The organism is Actinomadura sp. ATCC 39365, assembly GCF_054392275.1.
Window position 1 is genome coordinate 3,481,903 of sequence record NZ_CP184335.1, and the last position, 20,249, is coordinate 3,502,151.

Genomic DNA, 20,249 nt, shown 5'->3' on the forward strand with positions numbered 1-20,249 from the left:
CGTAAGTGAGCACTTGCCCAAGGCTTGTACGGTATGACGCTCTCCGCGGATCTGGACATCTCGCAGATACCGTTCTGGGGACTGCCGCAGGCGGACCGCTTGGAGACCTTCCGCCGCCTGCGCCGGCTCGAACGGCCCCTCTTCGTGCCGGAGCAGACCGTGCCGTTCATCGGCGGCGGGCCCGGCTACCACGCCCTCGTGCGCCACGCCGACGTCACCGAGGCCAGCAGGAACGCGGCCGTCTTCAGCAGCGAGCCGTGCTCCAACAGCATCCCCGACATGCCGCGCTGGCTCAGCGTCTACTTCGGCTCGATGATCAACATGGACGACCCGCGCCACGCCCGCCTGCGCAGGATCGTCTCCAGGGCCTTCACCCCGCGCATCCTGTCGAAGATGGAGGAGGACCTGGCCAGGGCCGCCGCCGAGATCGTGGACGAGGCGATCGAGCAGGGGCCGGGCGACTTCGTGGCGCAGGTCGCCGCCCGGCTCCCCGTACGGGTCATCTGCGACATGATGGGGATCCCGCCGAAATTTCATGACACGGTGTTGCGGCGGACCAACGTCATCCTCGGCAACGCCGACCCCGAGTACACCGGCATCGACCCTAACTTCAGCCGCGTCAACGTCGCCCGCGGCCTGGCCAAGCTGCTGCGCGCCGGCTACTCGCTGAACAGGATGGCCGCCCGCCTCGGCGACGAGCGCCGCAAACGCCCGACCGGCGACCTGGTCAGCCTGCTCGTGGGCGGCGAGGAACGGCTCAGCCCGCAGGAGCTGGGGTCGTTCTTCATCCTGCTGGTGGTGGCCGGCAGCGAGACCACCCGCAACGCCATCGCCTACGGTCTGAAGCTGTTCACCGACCATCCCGAACAGCGGGAACTGCTGCTGGCCGACTTCGACGCGCGGGTCGGCCGGGCGTGCGACGAGATCGTGCGCCACGCGACCCCGGTGATCCAGTTCCGCCGCACGCTGACCCGGGACCACGAGATGAACGGCGTGCCGTACAAGAAGGGCGACAAGGTGCTGCTCTTCTACAACTCGGCCAACCGCGACGAGTCCGTCTTCACCGACCCGGACGTCTTCGACATCACCCGCGACCCCAACCCGCACGTCGGCTTCGGCGGCCCGGGGCCCCACTACTGCCTGGGCGCCCACCTGGCGCGCCGGGAGATGAGCGTGATGTTCCGCGAGCTGTTCACCCGCCTGCCCGGCATCAGGACGGCCGGCGAGCCCGACTTCCTGCTGTCGAACTTCATCAACGGCATCAAGCACCTGCCGTACACGTTCTGACCGCCTCGGCCAGGGCGTCGTCCGCGCCGCGCCAGGCCACGAACCCGTCCGGCCGCACCAGCACGGTCCCGTACGGCCAGCCCTCGACCACGTGCACCGGGACGCCCGGGTCGGGCACCGGTGTGCCGGTGAACACGCTGAAATCGGGCCCGACCAGGTCGAGGCTGGACCGCTCGCCGATCCACACGTGCGGCAGCCGCGAGCCGGGCGAGCCGTCGAGGCAGAGCGTCACGTCCTCGGTGGAGGGCAGGCCCTCGACCGCCGAGGCGCCGCCGTAGCGGTAGCCCACGTGCACGATCGGGGCGTTCACCGCGCCCGCCTCCGCCCTGAGCCGGGCGGCCTCGGGGCCGGAGCCGAAGTGCATCCGCAGGTCCCGCATACGCAGCTGCGACTGCTCCAGCGCCAGCAGCGCGACCGGCCGCCGTTCGTCGTGGTAGGTGTCCAGCAGCGCGGGCGCCGACCGGCCGGTCAGCACGCGGGCCAGCTTCCAGGCCAGGTTGTGGGCGTCGGCGACCCCCGTGTTCAGCCCGAACGCGCCCGCCGGCGGCACGGCGTGCGCCGCGTCGCCGGCCAGGAGGACGCGCCCTGCGCGGAACCGGTCGGCGACCTGGCCGCGGGCCCGCCAGCCGAGCACGCTGACGATCTCGACCTTCAGGCCGGGGTCGCCGATCGCGGTCCTGATCAGGTCGGGGCTCGGCTCCTGGGCGGTGTGGAAGACCCATTCGGTCTCGCCGTCGATCGCCATGAGCATGCCGGGCGCGTCGGGCGTGGTGATCTCGGCGAGCGCGAAGCCGTACCCGTCGGTCAGGTGGCTCAGGTCGGCGTGGAACATGACGTTGTGCAGCTCGGGGCCGAGCGCGCCGGGGCCGGTCACGCCGATGCCGAGCGCCGCGCGCACCCCGCTGCGCACGCCGTCCGCGGCGATCACGTAGCGGGCGCGCAGGGTGCGGGTCCCGTCCGGGCCGGACACGACCGCCGTCACGCCGTCGGCGTCCTGCTCCAGGGAGAGCAGCTCGGTGTCGTACGCGACGTGCGCGCCGCGCTCGCGGGCGGCGTCGAGCAGCACCCGGTCCAGCCGGTTCTGCGGGCATATGCCGCGCAGCCGGGCCGGGCTGTAGGCCGTCGTGTCGAACGTCCGCGTCCGGGCGGGCAGGCCGGCCGCGATCGCGGCGAGGTCGGCGCCGGCCAGCGTGTCCACGGTGATCTTGCCGAGGGTCGCGTTCGTCATGTCGATGGCCACCTCGTCCACCGCGCGCTCAAGGCCCGCCTCGCGGAGCAGCTCGACCGTCCGCGGGCCGACGCCGGTGGCGCGGGGGTGCGCCCGCGGGCCGGGCTCGCGCTCGACGACCAGGGCGGGCACGCCGTGGCGGGCGAGGAACACGGCCGCGCTCAACCCGACGCTGCCGCCGCCGACGATCAGGACGTCGACGTTTTGTGGGAACACTGTTTCCGTCATGGGAACACTGTAGCCACAGGCGTACGATGAAGGCCAGAGGGGGGAGCCGGATGTCACTGGTGTGGAGTCGCGAGCCGTACGCGCCGAAGCGTCAGGCCCTGAGCGTCGAGGCGATCGTGCGGGCCGCGATCGCGGTGGCCGACGCCGAGGGCCTCGACGCGGTGTCCATGCGCCGGGTGGCGAGCGAGGTCAAGTCGGGCACCACCTCGCTCTACCGCTACCTGGAGAATCGCGACGAGCTGCTCGACCTCATGGTCGACGCGGTGTGGGGCGAGGGCGAGCCCGGCCCGCCGACCGGAGACTGGCGGGCCGACCTGGCGGGGGTGGCCCGCGACCAGCGCGCGGGCGTGTTGCGCCATCCGTGGCTGGCCGCGCTGATGACGAGCAGGCCGGCGCTCGGGCCCAACTCGCTGCGGCGGGTGGAGCACGCGCTGTCCGCGGCCCGGCCGCTGACCTCCGACATCACCCGGGCCGCCGCCGTGATCGGGGTGATCGGCGACTACGTGCTCGGCGCGGTGGCCAAGGAGCTGGCCGAGCGGGAGGCACTGCGCCGTACGGGGCTGTCGGAGCAGGAGTGGCGGGCCGCGGTCGGCCCCTACATCCGCGAGGTGATGGCCACCGGCGCCTATCCGGAGTTCAACCGGCGGGTGGTCGAGGCCGACGACCTCAGCTTCGGCGACCAGTTCGAGTTCGGGCTGGAGTGCCTGCTTCGGGGGTTCGCGGAGCAAGTCCGCTGAGCAGGGCCGCCACGGCCAGCTCGAAGCGCTCCCGGTGGTCCTCGGGCGTGCCGAGGCCGTCGGCGACCGCCCGCGCCAGCACCGGATAGTCCGCCAGGTCCAGGTCGGGCTGCTGCGGGCTGTCCGGCCCGGCCTCGGCCAGCGTGTGACCGATCACGAACGTCGACATTGCGTTGATCACGTGCAGCGCCTCCCTGGCCGTGAAGCCCGCCCGGGTCAGCGCGGCGGCGGCGCGTTCGACCATGCCCAGAGCTCCTGGCGTGGCCACCGGCCGGGTCGCGACCACCGGCATGAGCGCGGGATGCCGCAGCAGCTCGGCCCTGATCGACTCGGCGAACGCCCGCATCCACACCCGCCAGTCGCCGGAGGGCTCGATCGTGACGCGCGAGAGCACCAGCTCGACCAGCCCGTCGAGGACCGCGTCCTTGTTCGGCACGTAGTAGTAGAGCGTCATCGCCTCCACGCCCAGCTCCTTGCCCAGCTTGCGCATGGACAGCCCGGCCGCGCCCTCGCGGTCGAGGAGTTCGAGCGCCGCCTCCAGCACCCGCTCCCTTGACATCCGCTCTCTCATACACCGTAAGATACTGCCGTCTTACACCGTAAGAGAGAGGGTTGACCGTGATCGCCGACTTCTTCGCCGCCGTCAACGAACGCCGCCTCGACGCCCTGGGCGCCTACCTGGCTCCCGACGTCGTCGACCACAACAAGATCATCTTCGGCGAGCCGGACGAGCCCGGCGCCGCCTTCGAGGGCATCCGGATGCAGCTCGACGCGTTCGACCCGTTCCACATCGAGGTCGAGGAGGTCGTCGCCGAGGGGCACAAGCTGGTCGCCAGGATCCGCATGTCCGGCACGCACTCCGGCACCCACCCGCGCATGCCCGTGCCCACCGGGCGCAGCTTCGAGGTCGAGGCGATCTTCCTGGTCACCCTGCGCGAGGGCCGGATCAGCGAGATCCGCGCGGTCAGCGACCGGCTGGGCCTGTTTCTCCAGCTGGGCTGGGACTGGCCGGAGACCGGCTGACCCGCCTGCCCGCCAGGGTCAGCGGCAGCAGCGCGCCCGCCAGCGCCAGCCCCGCCGCCACCAGCAACATCGTGGACACACCCGACCGGTACGGCGCCGCCAGCACCGCCACGCCCACCGCCGTGCCGACCTGCTTGAGCGTGTTCACCGTCCCGGTGGCCATGCCCACCTGATCCATCGGCGCGGTCAGGCCGACCTGGTTGGCCACCACGTTGCCCGCGCCGAGCCCCAGGCCGCCGAGGAACAGCCCGATCATGATCGGCGTCCACCGGTCGGCCGCCGGGATCGCCATCACCAGCAGCGCCACGGTGATCAGCGCCGGGCCGGCGGCGATCAGCACGCCCATGGGCCAGCGGTGCAGCACCCGGCCGACCGCGATCGGGCCGATGACCGCGGCCACGCTGAAGGCCAGGAAACGCACCCCGGCCTCGACCGGGCTCGCCTCCAGGGGGCCCTGCACGTACAGGGTGAGATAGGTGAAGCCGCCCAGCAGCGCGGCCAGCATGAGCAGCGTCGTGGCCGAGCCGACCGCGAACACCCGGTTCCGGAACAGCCCGAAGTCGATCATCGGGGTCGCCGTCCGCCGCTCGGCGAGCACGAACGCCGCCAGCAGCGCCAGCCCGGCCACCAGCAGCAGCGGCACGTCATGGATGAGCGCCGGGATGATCGCGAACAGCGCCGCGGCGACCAGCACGACGCCCAGCGGGTCCAGGTGACCCCGGCCGCGCGACTCCGGCACCCGCTGCCGCAGCGCCACCAGGATGAACACGCCGATCGGCAGGTTGATCAGGAAGATGGCCCGCCAGCCGAACGTCGCCGTCAGCACGCCGCCCACCACCGGGCCCAGCGTCATCGCCAGGCCGGAGACCGCGCTGAAGATCCCGAGCGCCCGGCCCCGCGCCGGGCCCTCCGGGTAGGCCGAGGCGATCAGCGGGGTCGTGGTGCCGTACAGCGCGGACGCGCCCAGGCCCTGGACGCCTCTGGCCACGTCCAGCAGGGCGGCCGTGGGGGCCAGCGCGCAGGCCAGCGAGGCAACCGTGAAGACCGTCACGCCCACGGCCAGCATCCGGCGGCGGCCGTACCGGTCGGCCAGCACCCCGGCGGGCAGCAGGACGGCGGCCAGCGTCAGCGCGTACGCGTCCACCACCCACTGCACCTCGGCCAGGCTCGCCCCCAGAGAGGCGCGGATGTCGGGCAGCGCGATCGTCACGGCGGTCAGGTCCACCACCACGAGCACGATGGTCAGTGAGGCGAGAGCGAGAACCCATCCGCGTCGCATGCCTGCTCCTCACGATGAGAGGCCCCTTGTGCAGTGGTACTCCTGGAAGGAGCCGAATGCTAGGTTTCGCAGTCATGGAGATCAGAACGATCCATGCCAACGGTGTGGAGTTCGCGTATCTGACCGTGGGGGAGGGGCCGCTGGCGTTGTGCCTGCACGGGTTCCCCGACACCGCGCACACCTGGCGGCACCTGATGCCCGAGCTGGCCCGACGTGGCTACCGCGCGGTCGCGCCGTTCAGCCGCGGCTACGCGCCCACCGAGATCCCGGCCGACGGCGCGTACGAGGAGGCGGCCCTGGTCGCCGACGTGCGCGCGCTGCACGAGGAACTCGGCGGCGACGAGAACGCGGTGATCGTCGGGCACGACTGGGGGGCCTTCCCCGCCTACGCCCTGGCCGGGCGGTTCCGCCGGGCCGTCGCGCTCGCGGTGCCGCCGCCGGGCGCGCAGCTCCCGGGGTTGTTGGCGTACGAGCAGCTCAAGAGGTCGTTCTACATCTTCCTGTTCCAGACCGTGCTGGCCGAGCCGGCCGCCGCCGACCCGGCCTTCCTCGACCGGCTGTGGCGGGACTGGTCGCCCGGCCACGATCCGGCCGAGGACCTGGCGTTCGTCCGGCGCAGCCTGGGCGAGCCCGCCAACATGGCGGCGGCCATCGGCTACTACCGCGCCGCGCTCGGCACCACGCCCCCCTCGGGCCGCTACCCGGACGTCGATCCCGCCACCGCGGGCCCGGTCCTGTACCTGCACGGCGAGCGGGACGGCTGCATGGGGGCGGAGATGGCCAAGGACGCGGCCGGCAGCCTGCCGCCGGGGTCGCGCGCCGAGCTGGTGGCGGACGCGGGCCACTTCCTGCACCTGGAACGGCCCGCGGAGGTCAACCGCCTCATCCTCGACTGGCTCGGCCCTGCCTCCTGACCACGGCGATCATCGGGTGGGGACCGGCTCGGCCCTTCTTTCTGCCCGCCGCATCACCGGGTGGCGCCTCGACCGGCTCGGCCCCCCTGCTGAGTACGGCGATCATCGGGTGGCGCCCTGACAGGCTCACCCGGACCGCCTGCTCGACCGCGAACCCGGCCGGCGCGCCACCCGGTGTCCCGCCGGCGCCGGGATCGTCGTGGAGCAGCGCCACGGCCAGGCCGCCGGGTTCCAGCACCCGCCGCACCTCCCGCCACAACGCTTCCAGACCGGGCCCGAGCAGGCCGCGCGGCGGCACCTGGCGTCCCCAGGGCGGGTTCACCAGCACCCGCCGCACGCTTCCGTCCGCCACGGGAAGCCGTCCGGCGTCGGCGAGCCCCCAGCGGAACGGGTCCGGATCGTCCGGGGGCAGGGCGGCCCGCGCGTTCGCGGCGGCCGCGGCGACGGCGGCCGGGTCGCGGTCGAACCCGGCGAACCTGGCGAGCCCGGCGCGCGGCGCGAGCGCGTGCGCTTCGATGAGCGTGGTGCCCGCCCCGCAGCAGGGATCGAGCACGACGCCCCGGAAGCCCTCCGCGCCCAGCCCGGCGAGCTGGGCCATCGCGGCGGCCAGCGGCGGGTGCAGCGTGCCCGGGATCGAGGCCGTCTTGTACGGCCTGCGGTGCAGCGGCCGGTCACCGGCCCGCCGGGCGATGACCGCCTGGTCACCCTCGATCGTCACCCGCCACGCCGTCGCCCCCGCGGGTGGCCGGCCGCCGTCCCGCCGGGAGTGGTAGCGCAGCCGCCACGACCGGGCCAGCTCGGTTCCGACGGCGTCCTCGATCTCGTGCCTGGTGTAGTTGCGGCGTCCCACGAACGAGGCCGAGACCTCGACGTCGGGGCCGCCGGGCGCGCCGAGGTCGATCCCGCGGGCCGCCCGTGCCAGCCGGGCGAGCGCGGAGCGGCCGTGGCCGACCCCGTCCACCACGGCCGCGGCCAGCAGTACGTCGTCCGCGGTGCGCAATCCCAGGAGCCCGGCGCCGGGCCGGACCTCGAACCACACCTCCCGATGGCGGACGCCGACGACGGCCCCGAGACGGGCACGCCTGATCTCCGCCGCGACCAAGGGTTCGGTGCCACGCACCGCCCTGGCCACCGCCAAGGTGAGCAACAACTGTTCTTCTCCCACGTAGCGACCCGGGACGGCAGCAGGCCGCCCCGCATCACCGGCGGTGGGTCAGCCCACGGCCCGCCGGCGGATCGCTAGCCGAGGAGGAAGAAGAACGTCATGCGCGGCACCCTACAAAAGCCCCGTCCCCGCGAGCCACCGGTTTTTCCGGCAGCCACGTACGGTGTACGTCGAACCCATTGACGTAAGTGGTCGCTTTCCGAATGATGGCCCTATGACCGTCCTGGACTTCGACCTTTCGGACCGGAACTTCTGGGCCAGACCCATGAGCGAGCGCGAGGCGGCGTTCGACCGGTTGCGCGCCCGCGAGACGCCGGCCTTCTTCGAGGAGATGGAGATGGCCGTCGCGCCCAAGGGGCCCGGCTACTACGCGCTGGCCAGGCACGCCGACATCCTGGAGGCGAGCCGCAACCCCGAGGTCTTCTGCTCCGGCGACGGCGGCGCGACGAACATCCCCGACATGCCCGCCGAGTTCACCGAGTACTTCGGCTCCATGATCAACATGGACGACCCCCGGCACGCGCGGCTGCGCAGGATCGTCTCCCGCGCGTTCACCCCCAAGATGATCAAACAGTTCGAGTCGGACGTCGACGCCGCCGCCGTGCGCATCGTCGACGACCTGGTGGCCGCCGGTCCCGGCGGCGACTTCGTCACCGACGTGGCCGCCCGCCTTCCGCTGAAGATCATCTGCGACATGATGGGCATCCCCGAGCGCGACTACCGGTTCGTCTTCGACCGCTCGAACATCATCCTCGGCGGCTTCGACCCCGAGTACACCGGCGGCGACCTCGACCAGCTCGCCACCCGCCTGCTCACCGCCGGCATGGAGCTGCAGCAGCTCGTCCAGGACCTCGCCGCCCACCGCACCGCCAACCCCACCAACGACCTGACGTCCTCGCTGGTCAACGCCAACATCGACGGCGAGCGGCTGACGATGCAGGAGCTGGGGTCGTTCTTCATCCTGCTGGTGGTCGCGGGCAACGAGACGACCAGGAACGCCATCTCCTACGGCCTGCGCCTGCTCACCAAGAACCCCGACCAGCGCGCCCTGTGGCTGCAGGACGTCGAGGGCCGCGCCCCCGGGGCCGTGGAGGAGATCGTCCGGCTGGCCTCGCCGGTGAACTTCATGCGCCGCAAGGTCACCCGCGACCACGAGATGAACGGCCACCTCTACCGCGCCGGCGAGAAGGTGGTGCTGTTCTACTGGGCGGCGAACCGGGACGAGCGGGTGTTCGACGACCCGTACCGCTTCGACATCACCCGCCACCCCAACCCGCACGTCGGTTTCGGCGGGCCGGGGCCGCACTTCTGCCTCGGCGCCCACCTGGCCCGGCGGGAGATCACGGTGATGTTCCGCGAGCTGCTGCGCCGGGTGCCGCAGATCGAGGGCGGCAGGCCCGACCGCCTGCACTCCTCGTTCATCAACGGGATCAAGCACATGGAGTGCACGTTCTGAGCCGGGCGCGGCGGCGCCCGGGGCTCAGGACTGCGCGGTCAGCTTGAGCTGGTTCATCACGGTACGGATGTCCGGAAGCAGCTGCTTGCCCTCGTCCGGGATCGACACGAACACGATGGCGGGCGCGCTGCCGCCGGTGTTGACCGCCATCGTGACGATCGTGGCCTTCTCCGTGCCGGCGGTCATGGCGTACGCGATGAGCCGGCCGGTGGAGGTGCCCACCTTGATCGGCTGCTGCGCGATCTTCCTGACCTTGTTGCCGTCGGGGTAGAAGTCCTTGCGCGCCTGCAGCACCATGCGCCTGATGACCGGCTCCAGGTCGTCCTCCTGGTACAGGGAGGACAGGTTCGCCGGCAGCGGGCCCGACATGACCTGGGCGTACTTGTCGGGCGCGACCTCCGTGTACTGGCGGGTGTCGTAGCCGAACGTGGACTTGACCGTGGCCCGCTGGTCGAGCTGCCAGCTGCCGCCCAGGCGGGGCAGGGAGACGCCGGCCGCCGCGTCCTCGACCCGGCCGGTCACCGGGGACGCCTTGCCCGGGTACTTGGGCAGGGCGGGGATCGTGGTGGAGCGCTTGCCCGTGCCTGACTTCGTGGGGCCCGCCGAGGCCGCGGGGGAGGAGGCGGTCTTGCCCTCCGGGGTGTCCTCGCCGGCCAACGGGCCCGCGAGGAAGGCCCACAGCAGCGCCGCGACCAGGGCGATCACGACCGAGCCGCCGAGCGCGTAGATCCAGATGGGCTTGCCCTGCTCGTCGTCCAGGGAGTCGTGGTCGCCGCCCTGGTACTCGTCGCCGAAGACGTTGTTCCAGAGCTCCTGCTGACGGTCGGGGGGCGGGGTGCGCGAGCCGCTGATCTGGCCGGCCGTCACGAACCGGCGGTCGGGGTCGGAGGGGTCGCGGTTCAGGTTCGAGCCGGGGCGCGGCTGGTCGGGGTGGCCGTCGCCGGGCATGCCCGGTCCGGCCGGGGGCGCGCCGACGTGGGCCGCCGCGAGCGGGCCCGGTGGCATCGCGGGGTCGCCCACCATGGTGTCGGCCTGCCGGCCGCCGTACATGACGGTGTGCTCGTCGGCCGGGACGGCGGACGGCGCGCCGGGCCCGTCGAGCGGCGACGGCGCGGCCTGGACGGGGGCGTCGAGCGGGACGGGCGCGCGGCCCATCGTGACCGTGCGGTCCAGCGGTTCGGCGGCGGACGCCGACGGGGCGGGGGCGGGGGCGGGGCTGTTGGGCCAGGGCGCCGGCGTGGACAGGTTGGACCACGCGCCGGGGGACGGCGTCGGCGGCTGCGACCAGGCGGGCACCGGGTCCTGCGGCTGGACCGGCTGCTGCTGCTGCTGCTCCGGCCAGGAGACGGGGACCTCCTGGCGGGGGGTCTCGGGCCAGCCCTGCTCCTGCCGGGGCGGGTCGGGCCAGGACGGCCGCGCCGGCTCCGGCCACGACGCGTCGCCGCCCCGCTGCTGCGCGCGGCCGTCGTTGCGCGAAGAGTCGTTGCGCGGGAGATCGTTGCGCGGTGAGTCGTTGCGCGGGACGTCGGGCCAGGAGGTGTCGGGGCGCGGCGGCTCGGGCCAGGAGGGCGCCTGCGGGGCCTCGGGCCAGGACGGCTGGGCCGGGGCGGCCTCCGGCCACGACATCGGCACGCCGGAGGACTCCTGCCCGCCGGACGGCCAGGAGGAAGGCACGTCGTTGCGGACCTCCGGCCAGGACGGTGGCAGGTGCGACGCCCCGGAGCTCGCGGAATTCTCCGTTGACATTGCTGCCGGCCCTCCCGAGGTTGTGTCCGGATGTGCCGCTATATCCGGATTTGACGTACCAGGCATGATCTCATGGGATTTTCCAGGAGATACGGCTGGTTTCGCAGCGAAACGAGCGAAGCCGTGCGGATCGGTTGGCGGATCCTGCAGCGGCAGGTCGCCCTCCGGTCGATCTGGCTCAGCTGGGTACACCACGCGACGACAGTATTCTAAAGGGACATATGAGGTCACAACGGATACATCACCATCAGGTCTCGCTGGACCTGAAGGGTCTATTGTGCCTGCGCCGGTCGCCGGAGTATCTGCATTCCGTCGAAGACGTGCGCTAGGCTTGACACATGCGTTCCGCGACCCTGCTTCTTAGCGGGCCGCGACGGCCCTGAGAGGTCTCGCCGTCGCGGCTACCCCTCGTCGTGCACGAGGGGTTTTCTTATGGGTCCGAGTCAAGCCAGAAGGACAGTAGCCGTGAGTGAGTACGACCCGCAGGCGCTGCAGGCCAAGTGGCAGCAGCGATGGGAGGAACAGGAGCCCTACCGGGCGAGCGAGGACGCGGCCGACACCCGGGAGCGGCGCTACATGCTCGACATGTTCCCCTACCCGTCGGGCGACCTCCACATGGGCCACGGCGAGGTGTTCGCCATCGGCGACGTCGTCGCGCGCTACTGGATGCAGCAGGGCTACAACGTCCTGCACCCGATCGGCTGGGACTCCTTCGGCCTGCCCGCCGAGAACGCCGCGATCAAGCGCAACGCCCACCCCGCCGAGTGGACCTACGCCAACATCGAGACGCAGGCCAACTCCTTCCGGCGCTACGGCATCTCCTTCGACTGGTCGCGCCGCCTGCACACCAGCGACCCCGAGTACTACCGCTGGAACCAGTGGCTGTTCAACCGCTTCTTCGAGCGCGGCCTGGCCTACCGCAAGGGCGGCCTGGTCAACTGGTGCCCCAACGACCAGACGGTGCTGGCCAACGAGCAGGTCGTCGACGGAAAGTGCGAGCGCTGCGGCGCCGACGTCATCCGCCGCGAGCTGACGCAGTGGTACTTCAAGATCACTGACTACGCCCAGCGCCTGCTGGACGACATGGAGCAGCTCGACGGCTGGCCCGAGCGGCTGCTGACCATGCAGCGCAACTGGATCGGCCGCTCCGAGGGCGCCGACGTGCTGTTCGAGATCGAGGGCCGCGACGAGCCGGTCCACGTCTACACCACGCGCCCCGACACCCTGTACGGCGCCACGTTCTTCGTGGTCGCGGTCGACGCCGCGCTGGCCGACGAGATCGTCACCGACGAGCAGCGCCCGGCCTTCGAGGCCTACCGCGCCGAGGTCGCCAAGCTGAGCGACATCGAGCGCCTGTCCACCGACAAGGAGAAGACCGGCGTCTTCCTGGGCCGCCACGCGGTCAACCCGGTGAGCGGCGAGCGCATCCCGGTCTGGGCCGCCGACTACGTGCTGTCCGACTACGGCCACGGCGCGATCATGGCCGTGCCCGCCCACGACCAGCGCGACCTCGACTTCGCCAGGAAGTTCGAGCTGCCGGTCAAGGTCGTCGTCCACACCGGCCTGGCCGACCCCGGCGAGACCGGCGAGGCCACGCCCGGCGAGGGCACGCTGGTCAACTCCGGCCCCCTCGACGGGCTGGTCAAGGCCGAGGCCATCGCCAAGATCATCGAGATCCTGGAGGCCGAGGGCCGGGGCACCGGCGCGGTCAACTTCCGGCTGCGCGACTGGCTGCTGTCCCGTCAGCGCTTCTGGGGCACGCCGATCCCGATCATCCACTGCGCCGACTGCGGCGAGGTGCCCGTCCCCGACGAGCAGCTGCCCGTCACGCTGCCCGACCTGCGTGGCGAGGCGCTGGCGCCCAAGGGCGTCTCTCCGCTGGCCAGCGCCACCGAGTGGGTCAACGTCGAGTGCCCCAAGTGCGGCGGCCCGGCCAAGCGCGACACCGACACGATGGACACGTTCGTCGACTCGTCCTGGTACTTCCTGCGTTACACCTCGCCCGGCTACACCGACGGGGCGTTCGACCCCGAGCAGGTGCGCAAGTGGGGCCCGATCGACCAGTACGTCGGCGGCATCGAGCACGCCGTGCTCCACCTGCTGTACTCGCGCTTCTTCACCAAGGTCCTGCACGACATGGGCATGGTGAACTTCACCGAGCCGTTCCTGCGCATGCTGAACCAGGGGCAGGTGATCAACGGCGGCAAGGCGATGTCGAAGTCCCTGGGCAACGGCATCGACCTGGGCCAGCAGATCGACGCGTACGGCGTCGACGCCGTACGCCTGACGATGATCTTCGCCGGTCCGCCGGAGGACGACATCGACTGGGCCGACGTCTCCCCGGCCGCCTCGCAGAAGTTCCTGGCCCGCGTGCTGCGCGTGATGTCGGAGCCGACCGCCGAGCCCGGCGTACCGTTCGAGGGCGGCGACGCCGAGCTGCGCAAGGTCACCCACCGCACGATCGACGAGGTCACCAAGCTGGTCGAGTCGCAGCGCTTCAACGTCGCGGTGGCCCGCATGATGGAGCTGACCTCGGCCACCCGCAAGGCCATCGACTCCGGTCCCGGCGCGGCCGACCCGGCGGTGCGCGAGGCCGCCGAGTCGCTGGCCGTCATGCTGTCGCTGGTGGCGCCCTACGTCGCCGAGGAGGGCTGGGAGCGCCTGGGCCGCACCGGTCCGGTCGCCTTCGCCGGCTGGCCGGTCGCCGACCCCGCGCTGCTGGTGCAGGAGTCGGTCACGTGCGTGGTGCAGGTGGCGGGCAAGGTGCGCGACCGGCTGGAGGTCGCCCCCGACATCTCCGAGGACGAGCTGCGGGCCCTGGCCCTGGCCTCCGACAAGGTGGCCGCCTACCTCCAGGGCGCGCCGCGCAAGGTGATCGTGCGCGCGCCCAAGCTGGTCAACATCGTCCCGTAGGCGTCTAGAGCCGGCGCAGGGCCGGCAGGAGCTCCTTCTCCGCCCAGTCGAAGAACGGCTCCTGCTGGTCGTGCCCGATCTGCACGAGCGCCACGTGCGTGTACCCGGCGTCGGCGAACTTCTTGACGCCCTGCACGACCGCGTCCACGTCGTCGCCGCAGGGCACGCTCTCGGCGACGTCCTCGGGGCGTACCGAGCCGGCCGCGGCGGCGAAGTTCACCGGGCCGGGCAGCTCGGCCATGACCTTCCAGCCGCCGACGCCCGACCAGCGCCACAGCCGGTGGGCCCGCTCCTTGGCGGCCTCGGGGTCGGTGTCGTAGGCGATGGGAAGCTGGCCGTAGACCGGCCTGCCCTGGCCGCCCGCGGCATGGAACTGCTGCACCACCTCGGGCATCGGGTCGTTGATGACCAGCACGTCGCCCAGCTCCGCGGCGAGCTCGGCCGACCGGCCGCCGGAGGCGGCGATGCCGATGGGCACCTGCTCCTCCGGCAGGTCGTAGAGCTTGGCGGAGTCGACGTCGAAGAACTCGCCCTGGTAGGTGACGTACTCGCCGCTGAACAGCTCCTTGATGATCTGCACGGCCTCGGCGAACATCCGGTGCCTGGTGTCCACCGGCGGCCAGCCCTCGCCGACGACGTGCTCGTTGAGGTTCTCGCCGGCGCCCAGGCCCAGGGTGAACCTGCCCTCGCTCAGCACCCCCATCGTGGCCGCCTTCTGGGCCACCACGGCCGGGTGGTAACGCATGATGGGGCAGGTCACGTACGTCATGAGCGGCAGGCGCTCGGTGACCTGCGCCGCCGCGCCCAGCACCGACCAGCAGTACGGCGAGTGGCCCATCTCCTCGATCCACGGGAAGTAGTGGTCGGAGATGACCGCGTAGTCGAAGCCGACGCGCTCGGCGGTGGCGGCGTAGTCCACGAGTTCGCGGGCCGGGGTCTGCTCGGACATCAAGGTGTAGCCGATTTGTACCATGCGCTCCGGCTACCCAGGTTTGTCCGGATTAGGGTCGGGCGTCCGGAGATCAATCGTCACCGCGCAGCTCTTCGATCACCAGCCCCAGGCCGATGGCCAGCAGCCAGAGGTCCTTCGACAGGCCGATGCCTTGCTGGGTCGGGCGCAGGCTGCCCTCCTCGCGCATGCCCGGCGTCCTGACGTAGAGCCCGAGCAGCCCCGCCGCGAACGCGGTCAACCCCGCGCCGGCCAGCAGCGACGGCACGAACGGCAGGACGAGCGCAGCCCCGAGGGCGAGCTCGCCCTTCGACAGCAGCCGGGTGAAGGCCACCGGGTCCAGGCCGCGCAGGAACGGGTACGTGCCCGCGGCCATGCCGTGCAGGCCGGCCGCCGTCTGCTCGTCGGCCTTGGTCTTGCCGATCCCGGAGTTGAGGATGATGGCGGCGGCGGCCAGGCGGCCCGGAAGCTGGTGCGGGCGGACGAAAACTCTCATGATTCCTCACAGCGTGTGATTTGTGGCGATTGGCTCCTTCCCTGCCGTTCACCGCACATCCGGGGCATCGGACGGTCTTGGCTGTTCGCGGAGGGTGGACCCTGCTGTGAGAGAAAATCTTTAGCTCGTTTGGTGTCTCGCATTAGTGTCTAGCTGTGACATATGGCGCATACCTGAGATATCCACATCTGTCCGGTGACCTGGTCACCTTCGTCGCCGACGACGATGTCTGGCTCGCTCCCGTCGCCGGCGGCCGGGCCTGGCGCTTCACCGCCGACCGCGTGCCGGTCTCCTCCCCGCGGTTCTCGCCCGACGGCTCGCGCATCGCGTGGACGAGCGGCAAGGAGGGCGCTCCCGAGGTGTTCGCGGCCGAGCTCGACGGCGCCGAAGGCACCCGGCTGACGCACTGGGGCAACGCCATGACCGGCGTCCGCGGCTGGACCGCGGACGGAGCCGTGCTCGCGGTCAGCTCCACCGGGGAGGCGTCACGTACCCGGCTGTGGGCGTACGCCGTCCCGCTCGACGGAGGACCGGCCGAGCGGCTGCCGTACGGGTGGGTCGGCGAGGCGGCCGTCAGCGGCGCGAAGGTGGCCACGGTGTCGCCGGTCTGGCGCGAGCCGTCCCAGTGGAAGCGCTACCGGGGCGGCACGGCGGCCAAGATCTGGGTCGACGCCGACGGCGACGGGGAGTTCGCCAGGCTGTTCGCCGACAGCCCCGCCCAGTACTGGGCGGTGAACTGGGTCGGTGACCGGATCGTCTACCTGTCCGACGCGGACGGCGTGGGGAACCTCTACTCGGCCCTTCCCGACGGGTCCGACGTGCGCCGGCACACCAGCCACGACGAGTTCTACGCCCGGCACGCCACCAGCGACGGTCAGCGGGTGATCTACAGCCACGCGGGTGACCTGTGGCTGCTGGAGAGCCTCGACGCCGAGCCGTACAAGCTGGAGGTGAAGCTCGGCGGCCCGCGGCCGGGACGGGCCCGGCGGCCCGCGCCCGCGCGCGTCGGCGGCTTCTCCCCGGACACGACCGGACGGGCCAGCGCGGTCGAGATCCGCGGCACCGCGCACTGGGTGACCCACCGCGACGGGCCCGCGGGCGCGCTCAGGGTGGAACCCGGCGTGCGGGTCCGCCTGCCGCGCGCCCTCGGCGCCGACGGACGGGCCGTGTGGGTCTCCGACGCCGGCGGCGAGGACGGCCTGGAGATCGGCACCCCCGGTGGCGAGATCAGGAGCCTGGCCGGCGGGCAGCTCGGCAGGGTGCTCGAACTGACCGCCGCGCCCGACGGCAAGCACGCGGCCGTGGCCACGCACGACGGGCGGCTGCTCGTCGTGGACCTGGAGTCGGGCGACCTGCGCGAGCTCGACCGCACCACGCAGGGCGACATCAGCGGGGTCACCTTCTCGCCGGACTCCGGCTGGCTGGCCTGGGTGCACCCCGACCACGAGCCGCTGTCGCAGATCAAGATGGGCCGCGTGGACGGCACGTCCGTGATCGACGTGACGCCGCTGCGCTTCTCCGACTACGACCCGGTGTTCAGCAAGGACGGCAAGCACCTGGCCTTCCTGTCGGTGCGCACGTTCGACCCGGTGTACGACGCGCACGTGTTCGACCTGTCGTTCCCGGCGGGCTGCCGGCCGTACATCGTGCCGCTGCAGGCCGCCACGCCGTCGCCGTTCGACCCCTCGTTGCAGGGGCGCGGGTTCAACGGCGAGGACGACAAGCCCGGCAAGGACGACAAGAAGGACGACGCGCCGCCGCGTACCGAGGTGGACCCGGAGGCGCTGGCCTCCCGCGTGGTGCCCGTACCCGTGCCGGCGGGCCGCTACGGCAACCTCAGGACCGCCAAGGACGCGCTGCTCTGGCTCCGCCACCCCCTGGCGGGCCAGCTCGGCGACGGCACCGAGCCGGTGACCGAGATCGTGCTCGAACGTTACGACCTCAAGAAGCGCGCCAAGGCCGAGCTGGGCAAGGAGGTGCGGGCCTTCGAGGTCAGCGGCGACGGCACCAGGCTCGTCACCAACGGCAAGAACGGCCTGCAGACGCGGGCGGCCGGCGAGGGCGACGAGGTCGTCACGATCGACCTCGACCGGATCACCGTCCAGATCGACCCGGTCGCCGAGTGGCGCCAGGGCTACCGCGAGGCCGGACGGCTCATGCGCGACCACTTCTGGCGCGAGGACATGGGCGGCGTCGACTGGCAGGCCACGCTCGACCGGTACGAGCCGCTGGTCGACCGCCTCGGCTGCCACTCCGAGCTGATCGACCTGCTGTGGGAGGTGCAGGGCGAGCTGGGCACCTCGCACGCCTACGCCAGGGGCCACGACGGCGTGACCGATCCGCGCCGCCGCCAGGGTCTGCTCGGCGCCGACCTGGCCAAGGACGAGGACGGGACCTGGCGGGTCGAGCGCATCCTGCCGGGCGAGACCTCCGACCACGCGGCCCGCTCGCCGCTGCTCGCGCCCGGCGTCGCGATCCGTCCCGGCGACGCGATCGTGGCGGTGGGCGGGCGTCCGGTCGATCCGGTACGCGGCCCGCTCGCGCTGCTGTCCGGCACCGCCGACCAGCCCGTGGAGCTGACCGTGCGGCCCGCGGCCGGCGGCTCGCCGCGCCGGGTCGTCGTCACCCCGCTCGCCGACGAAAGCCAGCTGCGCTACCACGACTGGGTGGAGAGCCGGCGGGCCTTCGTCCGCGAGTCGTCCGGCGGGCGGCTCGGTTACCTGCACGTCCCGGACATGGTGGCCTCGGGGTGGGCGCAGTTCCACCGCGACCTGCGTACCGAGATGGCCTTCGACGGGCTGGTCGTGGACGTGCGCGAGAACGGCGGCGGGCACCTGTCGGAGCTGGTGCTGGAGAAGCTGTCGCGCAAGGTCACCGGCTGGGCGCGGGCCCGCGGCTACGAGCCGATGCGCTACCCCGAGGACTCGCCCCGCGGGCCCATCGTGGCCGTCGCCGACGAGTTCGCCGGGTCCGACGGAGACATCGTCAGCGCCGGGATCAAGAACCGCGCCCTCGGCCCGCTGGTCGGCACCAGGACCTGGGGCGGCGTCATCGGCATCGACTCGCGCTACTCCCTGGTGGACGGGACCGTGGTGACCCAGCCGCGGTACGCGTTCTGGCTGGAGGGGCCGGGCTGGGGTGTTGAGAACCACGGCGTCGATCCCGACGTCGAGGTCGTGATCACGCCGCAGGACCGGGTGGCGGGCCGCGACCCGCAGCTGGCGAAGGCGGTCGAGCTGGCGCTCGCCGCCTTGGAGGAGCGCCCGGCCGCCACCGCGCCGGACCTGCCGCCGCTGGCCTGACCGTCCTGAGGGGCGGCCCGCCGGGGCCGTCCCTCAGCTCAGCCTGATGAGGATCTCCGAGAGCACCGGTTCTCTCAGCTCAGCCTGGTGAGGATCTCCGAGAGCACCGGTTCGGTCGTCGCGAAGTTCAGCCGTACGTAGTCCGCGCCGCCCGGCCCGAACGACGCGCCGTCGTTGAGCCGCACCCTGGCCTCCCGCTCGATGACCTCGGCCATGCCCGGCCGCCCGGTGTGCAGCCAGGCCAGGTAGGTGGCCTGGGGCAGCCGGTACCCGAACCGGTCCGGCAGTCGCTCGGCGATCAGCCGGCGGTTGCGGTCGAGCAGCGCCCGGGTGCGGTCCAGCCAGGCGTCGCCGTGCCGCCAGGCCGCCACCGTGGCCTCCACCCCGAACACGTGGGTCGACCCGAAGAGGAACGGCGGCTGCGCCGCCAGGGCCGCGCGCACCCCGGCGTGCCCGATGTGGGCGACCGAGCAGCGGATGCCGCCCAGGTTGAACGCCTTCGTCGCCGAGGTGAGGGTGACCGTGCGCTCGGGGAGGATCGTGGCGAAGGGGATGTGCCGGTGGGGCTCGTAGGTGAGGTCGGCGTGGATCTCGTCGGCCAGCACCAGCAGGTCGTGGCGTTCGACGTGCTCGGCCAGCCCTTCCAGCTCGGCGCGGGTGAACACGCGGCCTGTCGGGTTCTGCGGGTTGACCAGCAGGAGCACCCGGCAGCCGGACAGGTCGGGCACCTCGAACCGCCACGCGTCGCCGTCCGGTTCGAGCTGGATGGGGACGAGCGGACGTTCCATCACGCCGAGGGTCGTCAGGAACGGGTGGTAGGCGGGGGTGTGCAGCGCGACGCCGTCCCCGGGCCTGGTCCAGAGGTGCAGCAGCACCTGGAGGGCCTGGTTGATGTCGCTGAACGTGTGGACGTGCGACGGGTCGGCCGGCCAGCCGTGACGGGCTGCCATGCGCTCGGCGAACGCCTCGGCCAGGGGGCCGCCCTGCGGCTTGTCCAGCCAGGTCGGGTAGCCGAGATCGCCGGCGGCGCGGCGGGTCAGGGCCTCGATCACCTCGGGGGCGGTGGACAGGTCCATGTCGGCGATCCAGGCGGGGATGACACCGGGGGCGGTGATTGCCCATTTGAGACCGTCATGCGTCTCTTTGAGGTCCTTCATCTCTTTGGAGGCGGGGGTCTCTTTTGGGGCATTCATGTCGGTCACGGGCACAGTCTAGGAGTTTGCGGTGCGGCGGAGCGGGGGCGTGGGCGTGCCGCCGGCGCCTGCGGATGGCGGGCGCTGTGGAGGCGCCCGTCGTCTTGAGGAGCGGGGCCGGGTCTCGGGGGCCGCCGCCCTGGACGATCATCGGCCCGGGCCGCTGGTCCGGGGCCCTGAGGAACGTCCCGGGGGAAAGGCGATCCGATGCCGCCCCCCACGCGAGGCCGGGATGGAAGGGCCTCGATGTTGGAGGGCGGCGTTCGGTGCGTGCGACTTGCGAGGAATCGCCACATGGCGCCGGCGACCGCAGCCCCCGTGCGAGGGAGGCCG

15 protein-coding genes are annotated in these 20,249 nt (G+C 72.1%); 7 read left to right on the top strand and 8 right to left on the bottom strand.

All coding sequences use genetic code 11. The features are described 5' to 3' along the window. Positions 1-33 precede the first annotated feature (33 nt). Complete coding sequence (locus tag ACNF49_RS17385) at positions 34-1,287, top strand: cytochrome P450 (protein WP_482944337.1); 1,254 nt, start codon at positions 34-36, stop codon at positions 1,285-1,287. Here ACNF49_RS17385 and ACNF49_RS17390 read toward each other — a convergent pair. Next, on the bottom strand, positions 1,262-2,743 hold the full coding sequence (locus ACNF49_RS17390) for an FAD-dependent oxidoreductase (protein ID WP_482944338.1): 1,482 nt from the start codon (positions 2,741-2,743) through the stop codon (positions 1,262-1,264). The genes ACNF49_RS17385 and ACNF49_RS17390 overlap by 26 nt on opposite strands. 50 nt (positions 2,744-2,793) lie before the next feature. Here ACNF49_RS17390 and ACNF49_RS17395 point away from each other — a divergent pair, with 50 nt between their 5' ends. Continuing rightward, complete coding sequence (locus ACNF49_RS17395; protein ID WP_357965775.1) at positions 2,794-3,480, top strand: TetR/AcrR family transcriptional regulator C-terminal domain-containing protein; 687 nt, start codon at positions 2,794-2,796, stop codon at positions 3,478-3,480. On the opposite strand, the gene ACNF49_RS17400 is transcribed toward ACNF49_RS17395, so the two are convergent. Beyond that, the gene (locus ACNF49_RS17400; RefSeq protein ID WP_482944339.1) at positions 3,410-4,051 is read right to left on the bottom strand and encodes a TetR/AcrR family transcriptional regulator C-terminal domain-containing protein; all 642 of its coding nucleotides are present in this window, start codon (positions 4,049-4,051) and stop codon (positions 3,410-3,412) included. The two genes, ACNF49_RS17395 and ACNF49_RS17400, sit on opposite strands and share 71 nt — an antisense overlap. 47 nt (positions 4,052-4,098) lie before the next feature. On the opposite strand from ACNF49_RS17400, the gene ACNF49_RS17405 reads away from it, so the two are divergent. Further along, positions 4,099-4,503: an ester cyclase gene (locus tag ACNF49_RS17405; RefSeq protein WP_482945538.1), complete on the top strand. Its 405-nt coding sequence runs from the start codon at positions 4,099-4,101 to the stop codon at positions 4,501-4,503. Here the strand turns inward: ACNF49_RS17405 and ACNF49_RS17410 are convergent. After that, entirely contained in the window at positions 4,445-5,782 is a 1,338-nt protein-coding gene (locus tag ACNF49_RS17410) for an MFS transporter (RefSeq protein ID WP_482944340.1), read from the bottom strand. The two genes, ACNF49_RS17405 and ACNF49_RS17410, sit on opposite strands and share 59 nt — an antisense overlap. Before the next feature lie 74 nt (positions 5,783-5,856). Between ACNF49_RS17410 and ACNF49_RS17415 the strand changes: the two genes are divergently transcribed. Further along, positions 5,857-6,696 carry an alpha/beta fold hydrolase gene (locus tag ACNF49_RS17415; protein ID WP_357965769.1) on the top strand — a complete coding sequence of 280 codons (840 nt, stop codon included), beginning with the start codon at positions 5,857-5,859 and terminating at the stop codon, positions 6,694-6,696. Here the strand turns inward: ACNF49_RS17415 and ACNF49_RS17420 are convergent. Continuing rightward, positions 6,665-7,846: a methyltransferase domain-containing protein gene (locus ACNF49_RS17420; RefSeq protein ID WP_482944341.1), complete on the bottom strand. Its 1,182-nt coding sequence runs from the start codon at positions 7,844-7,846 to the stop codon at positions 6,665-6,667. The two genes, ACNF49_RS17415 and ACNF49_RS17420, sit on opposite strands and share 32 nt — an antisense overlap. 229 nt (positions 7,847-8,075) lie before the next feature. Between ACNF49_RS17420 and ACNF49_RS17425 the strand changes: the two genes are divergently transcribed. Continuing rightward, on the top strand, positions 8,076-9,317 hold the full coding sequence (locus ACNF49_RS17425; protein WP_357965763.1) for a cytochrome P450: 1,242 nt from the start codon (positions 8,076-8,078) through the stop codon (positions 9,315-9,317). Positions 9,318-9,341: 24 nt separating this feature from the next. Here the strand turns inward: ACNF49_RS17425 and ACNF49_RS17430 are convergent, their stop codons facing one another. Then, complete coding sequence (locus ACNF49_RS17430; protein ID WP_482944342.1) at positions 9,342-10,991, bottom strand: hypothetical protein; 1,650 nt, start codon at positions 10,989-10,991, stop codon at positions 9,342-9,344. Between the two features lie 504 nt (positions 10,992-11,495). Between ACNF49_RS17430 and leuS the strand changes: the two genes are divergently transcribed. Beyond that, complete coding sequence (gene leuS / locus ACNF49_RS17435; protein WP_482944343.1) at positions 11,496-13,976, top strand: leucine--tRNA ligase; 2,481 nt, start codon at positions 11,496-11,498, stop codon at positions 13,974-13,976. A 4-nt stretch (positions 13,977-13,980) separates the two neighbouring features. On the opposite strand, the gene ACNF49_RS17440 is transcribed toward leuS, so the two are convergent. Both ACNF49_RS17440 and ACNF49_RS17445 read right to left on the bottom strand, forming a co-directional pair. After that, a complete protein-coding gene (locus ACNF49_RS17440) occupies positions 13,981-14,949 on the bottom strand; it encodes a TIGR03557 family F420-dependent LLM class oxidoreductase (protein WP_357965755.1) in 969 nt (322 codons plus the stop codon). A gap of 49 nt (positions 14,950-14,998) precedes the next feature. Next, positions 14,999-15,421, bottom strand: a complete 423-nt coding sequence (locus ACNF49_RS17445) for a hypothetical protein (RefSeq protein WP_482944344.1) — start codon at positions 15,419-15,421, stop codon at positions 14,999-15,001. A gap of 155 nt (positions 15,422-15,576) precedes the next feature. On the opposite strand from ACNF49_RS17445, the gene ACNF49_RS17450 reads away from it, so the two are divergent. Continuing rightward, positions 15,577-18,723 carry a S41 family peptidase gene (locus ACNF49_RS17450; RefSeq protein WP_482944345.1) on the top strand — a complete coding sequence of 1,049 codons (3,147 nt, stop codon included), beginning with the start codon at positions 15,577-15,579 and terminating at the stop codon, positions 18,721-18,723. Between the two features lie 74 nt (positions 18,724-18,797). On the opposite strand, the gene ACNF49_RS17455 is transcribed toward ACNF49_RS17450, so the two are convergent. Next, on the bottom strand, positions 18,798-19,880 hold the full coding sequence (locus ACNF49_RS17455) for a MalY/PatB family protein (RefSeq protein WP_482944346.1): 1,083 nt from the start codon (positions 19,878-19,880) through the stop codon (positions 18,798-18,800). Positions 19,881-20,249 lie beyond the last annotated feature (369 nt).

Bases quoted from the DNA above. Each gene is read 5' to 3' on its own strand.
- ACNF49_RS17385 (WP_482944337.1), top strand. From the start codon at position 34: ATGACGCTCTCCGCGGATCTGGACATCTCGCAGATACCGTTCTGGGGA.
- ACNF49_RS17390 (WP_482944338.1), bottom strand. From the start codon at position 2,743: ATGACGGAAACAGTGTTCCCACAAAACGTCGACGTCCTGATCGTCGGC.
- ACNF49_RS17395 (WP_357965775.1), top strand. From the start codon at position 2,794: ATGTCACTGGTGTGGAGTCGCGAGCCGTACGCGCCGAAGCGTCAGGCC.
- ACNF49_RS17400 (WP_482944339.1), bottom strand. From the start codon at position 4,051: ATGAGAGAGCGGATGTCAAGGGAGCGGGTGCTGGAGGCGGCGCTCGAA.
- ACNF49_RS17410 (WP_482944340.1), bottom strand. From the start codon at position 5,782: ATGCGACGCGGATGGGTTCTCGCTCTCGCCTCACTGACCATCGTGCTC.
- ACNF49_RS17415 (WP_357965769.1), top strand. From the start codon at position 5,857: ATGGAGATCAGAACGATCCATGCCAACGGTGTGGAGTTCGCGTATCTG.
- ACNF49_RS17425 (WP_357965763.1), top strand. From the start codon at position 8,076: ATGACCGTCCTGGACTTCGACCTTTCGGACCGGAACTTCTGGGCCAGA.
- leuS (WP_482944343.1), top strand. From the start codon at position 11,496: ATGGGTCCGAGTCAAGCCAGAAGGACAGTAGCCGTGAGTGAGTACGAC.
- ACNF49_RS17440 (WP_357965755.1), bottom strand. From the start codon at position 14,949: ATGGTACAAATCGGCTACACCTTGATGTCCGAGCAGACCCCGGCCCGC.
- ACNF49_RS17445 (WP_482944344.1), bottom strand. From the start codon at position 15,421: ATGAGAGTTTTCGTCCGCCCGCACCAGCTTCCGGGCCGCCTGGCCGCC.
- ACNF49_RS17455 (WP_482944346.1), bottom strand. From the start codon at position 19,880: ATGAAGGACCTCAAAGAGACGCATGACGGTCTCAAATGGGCAATCACC.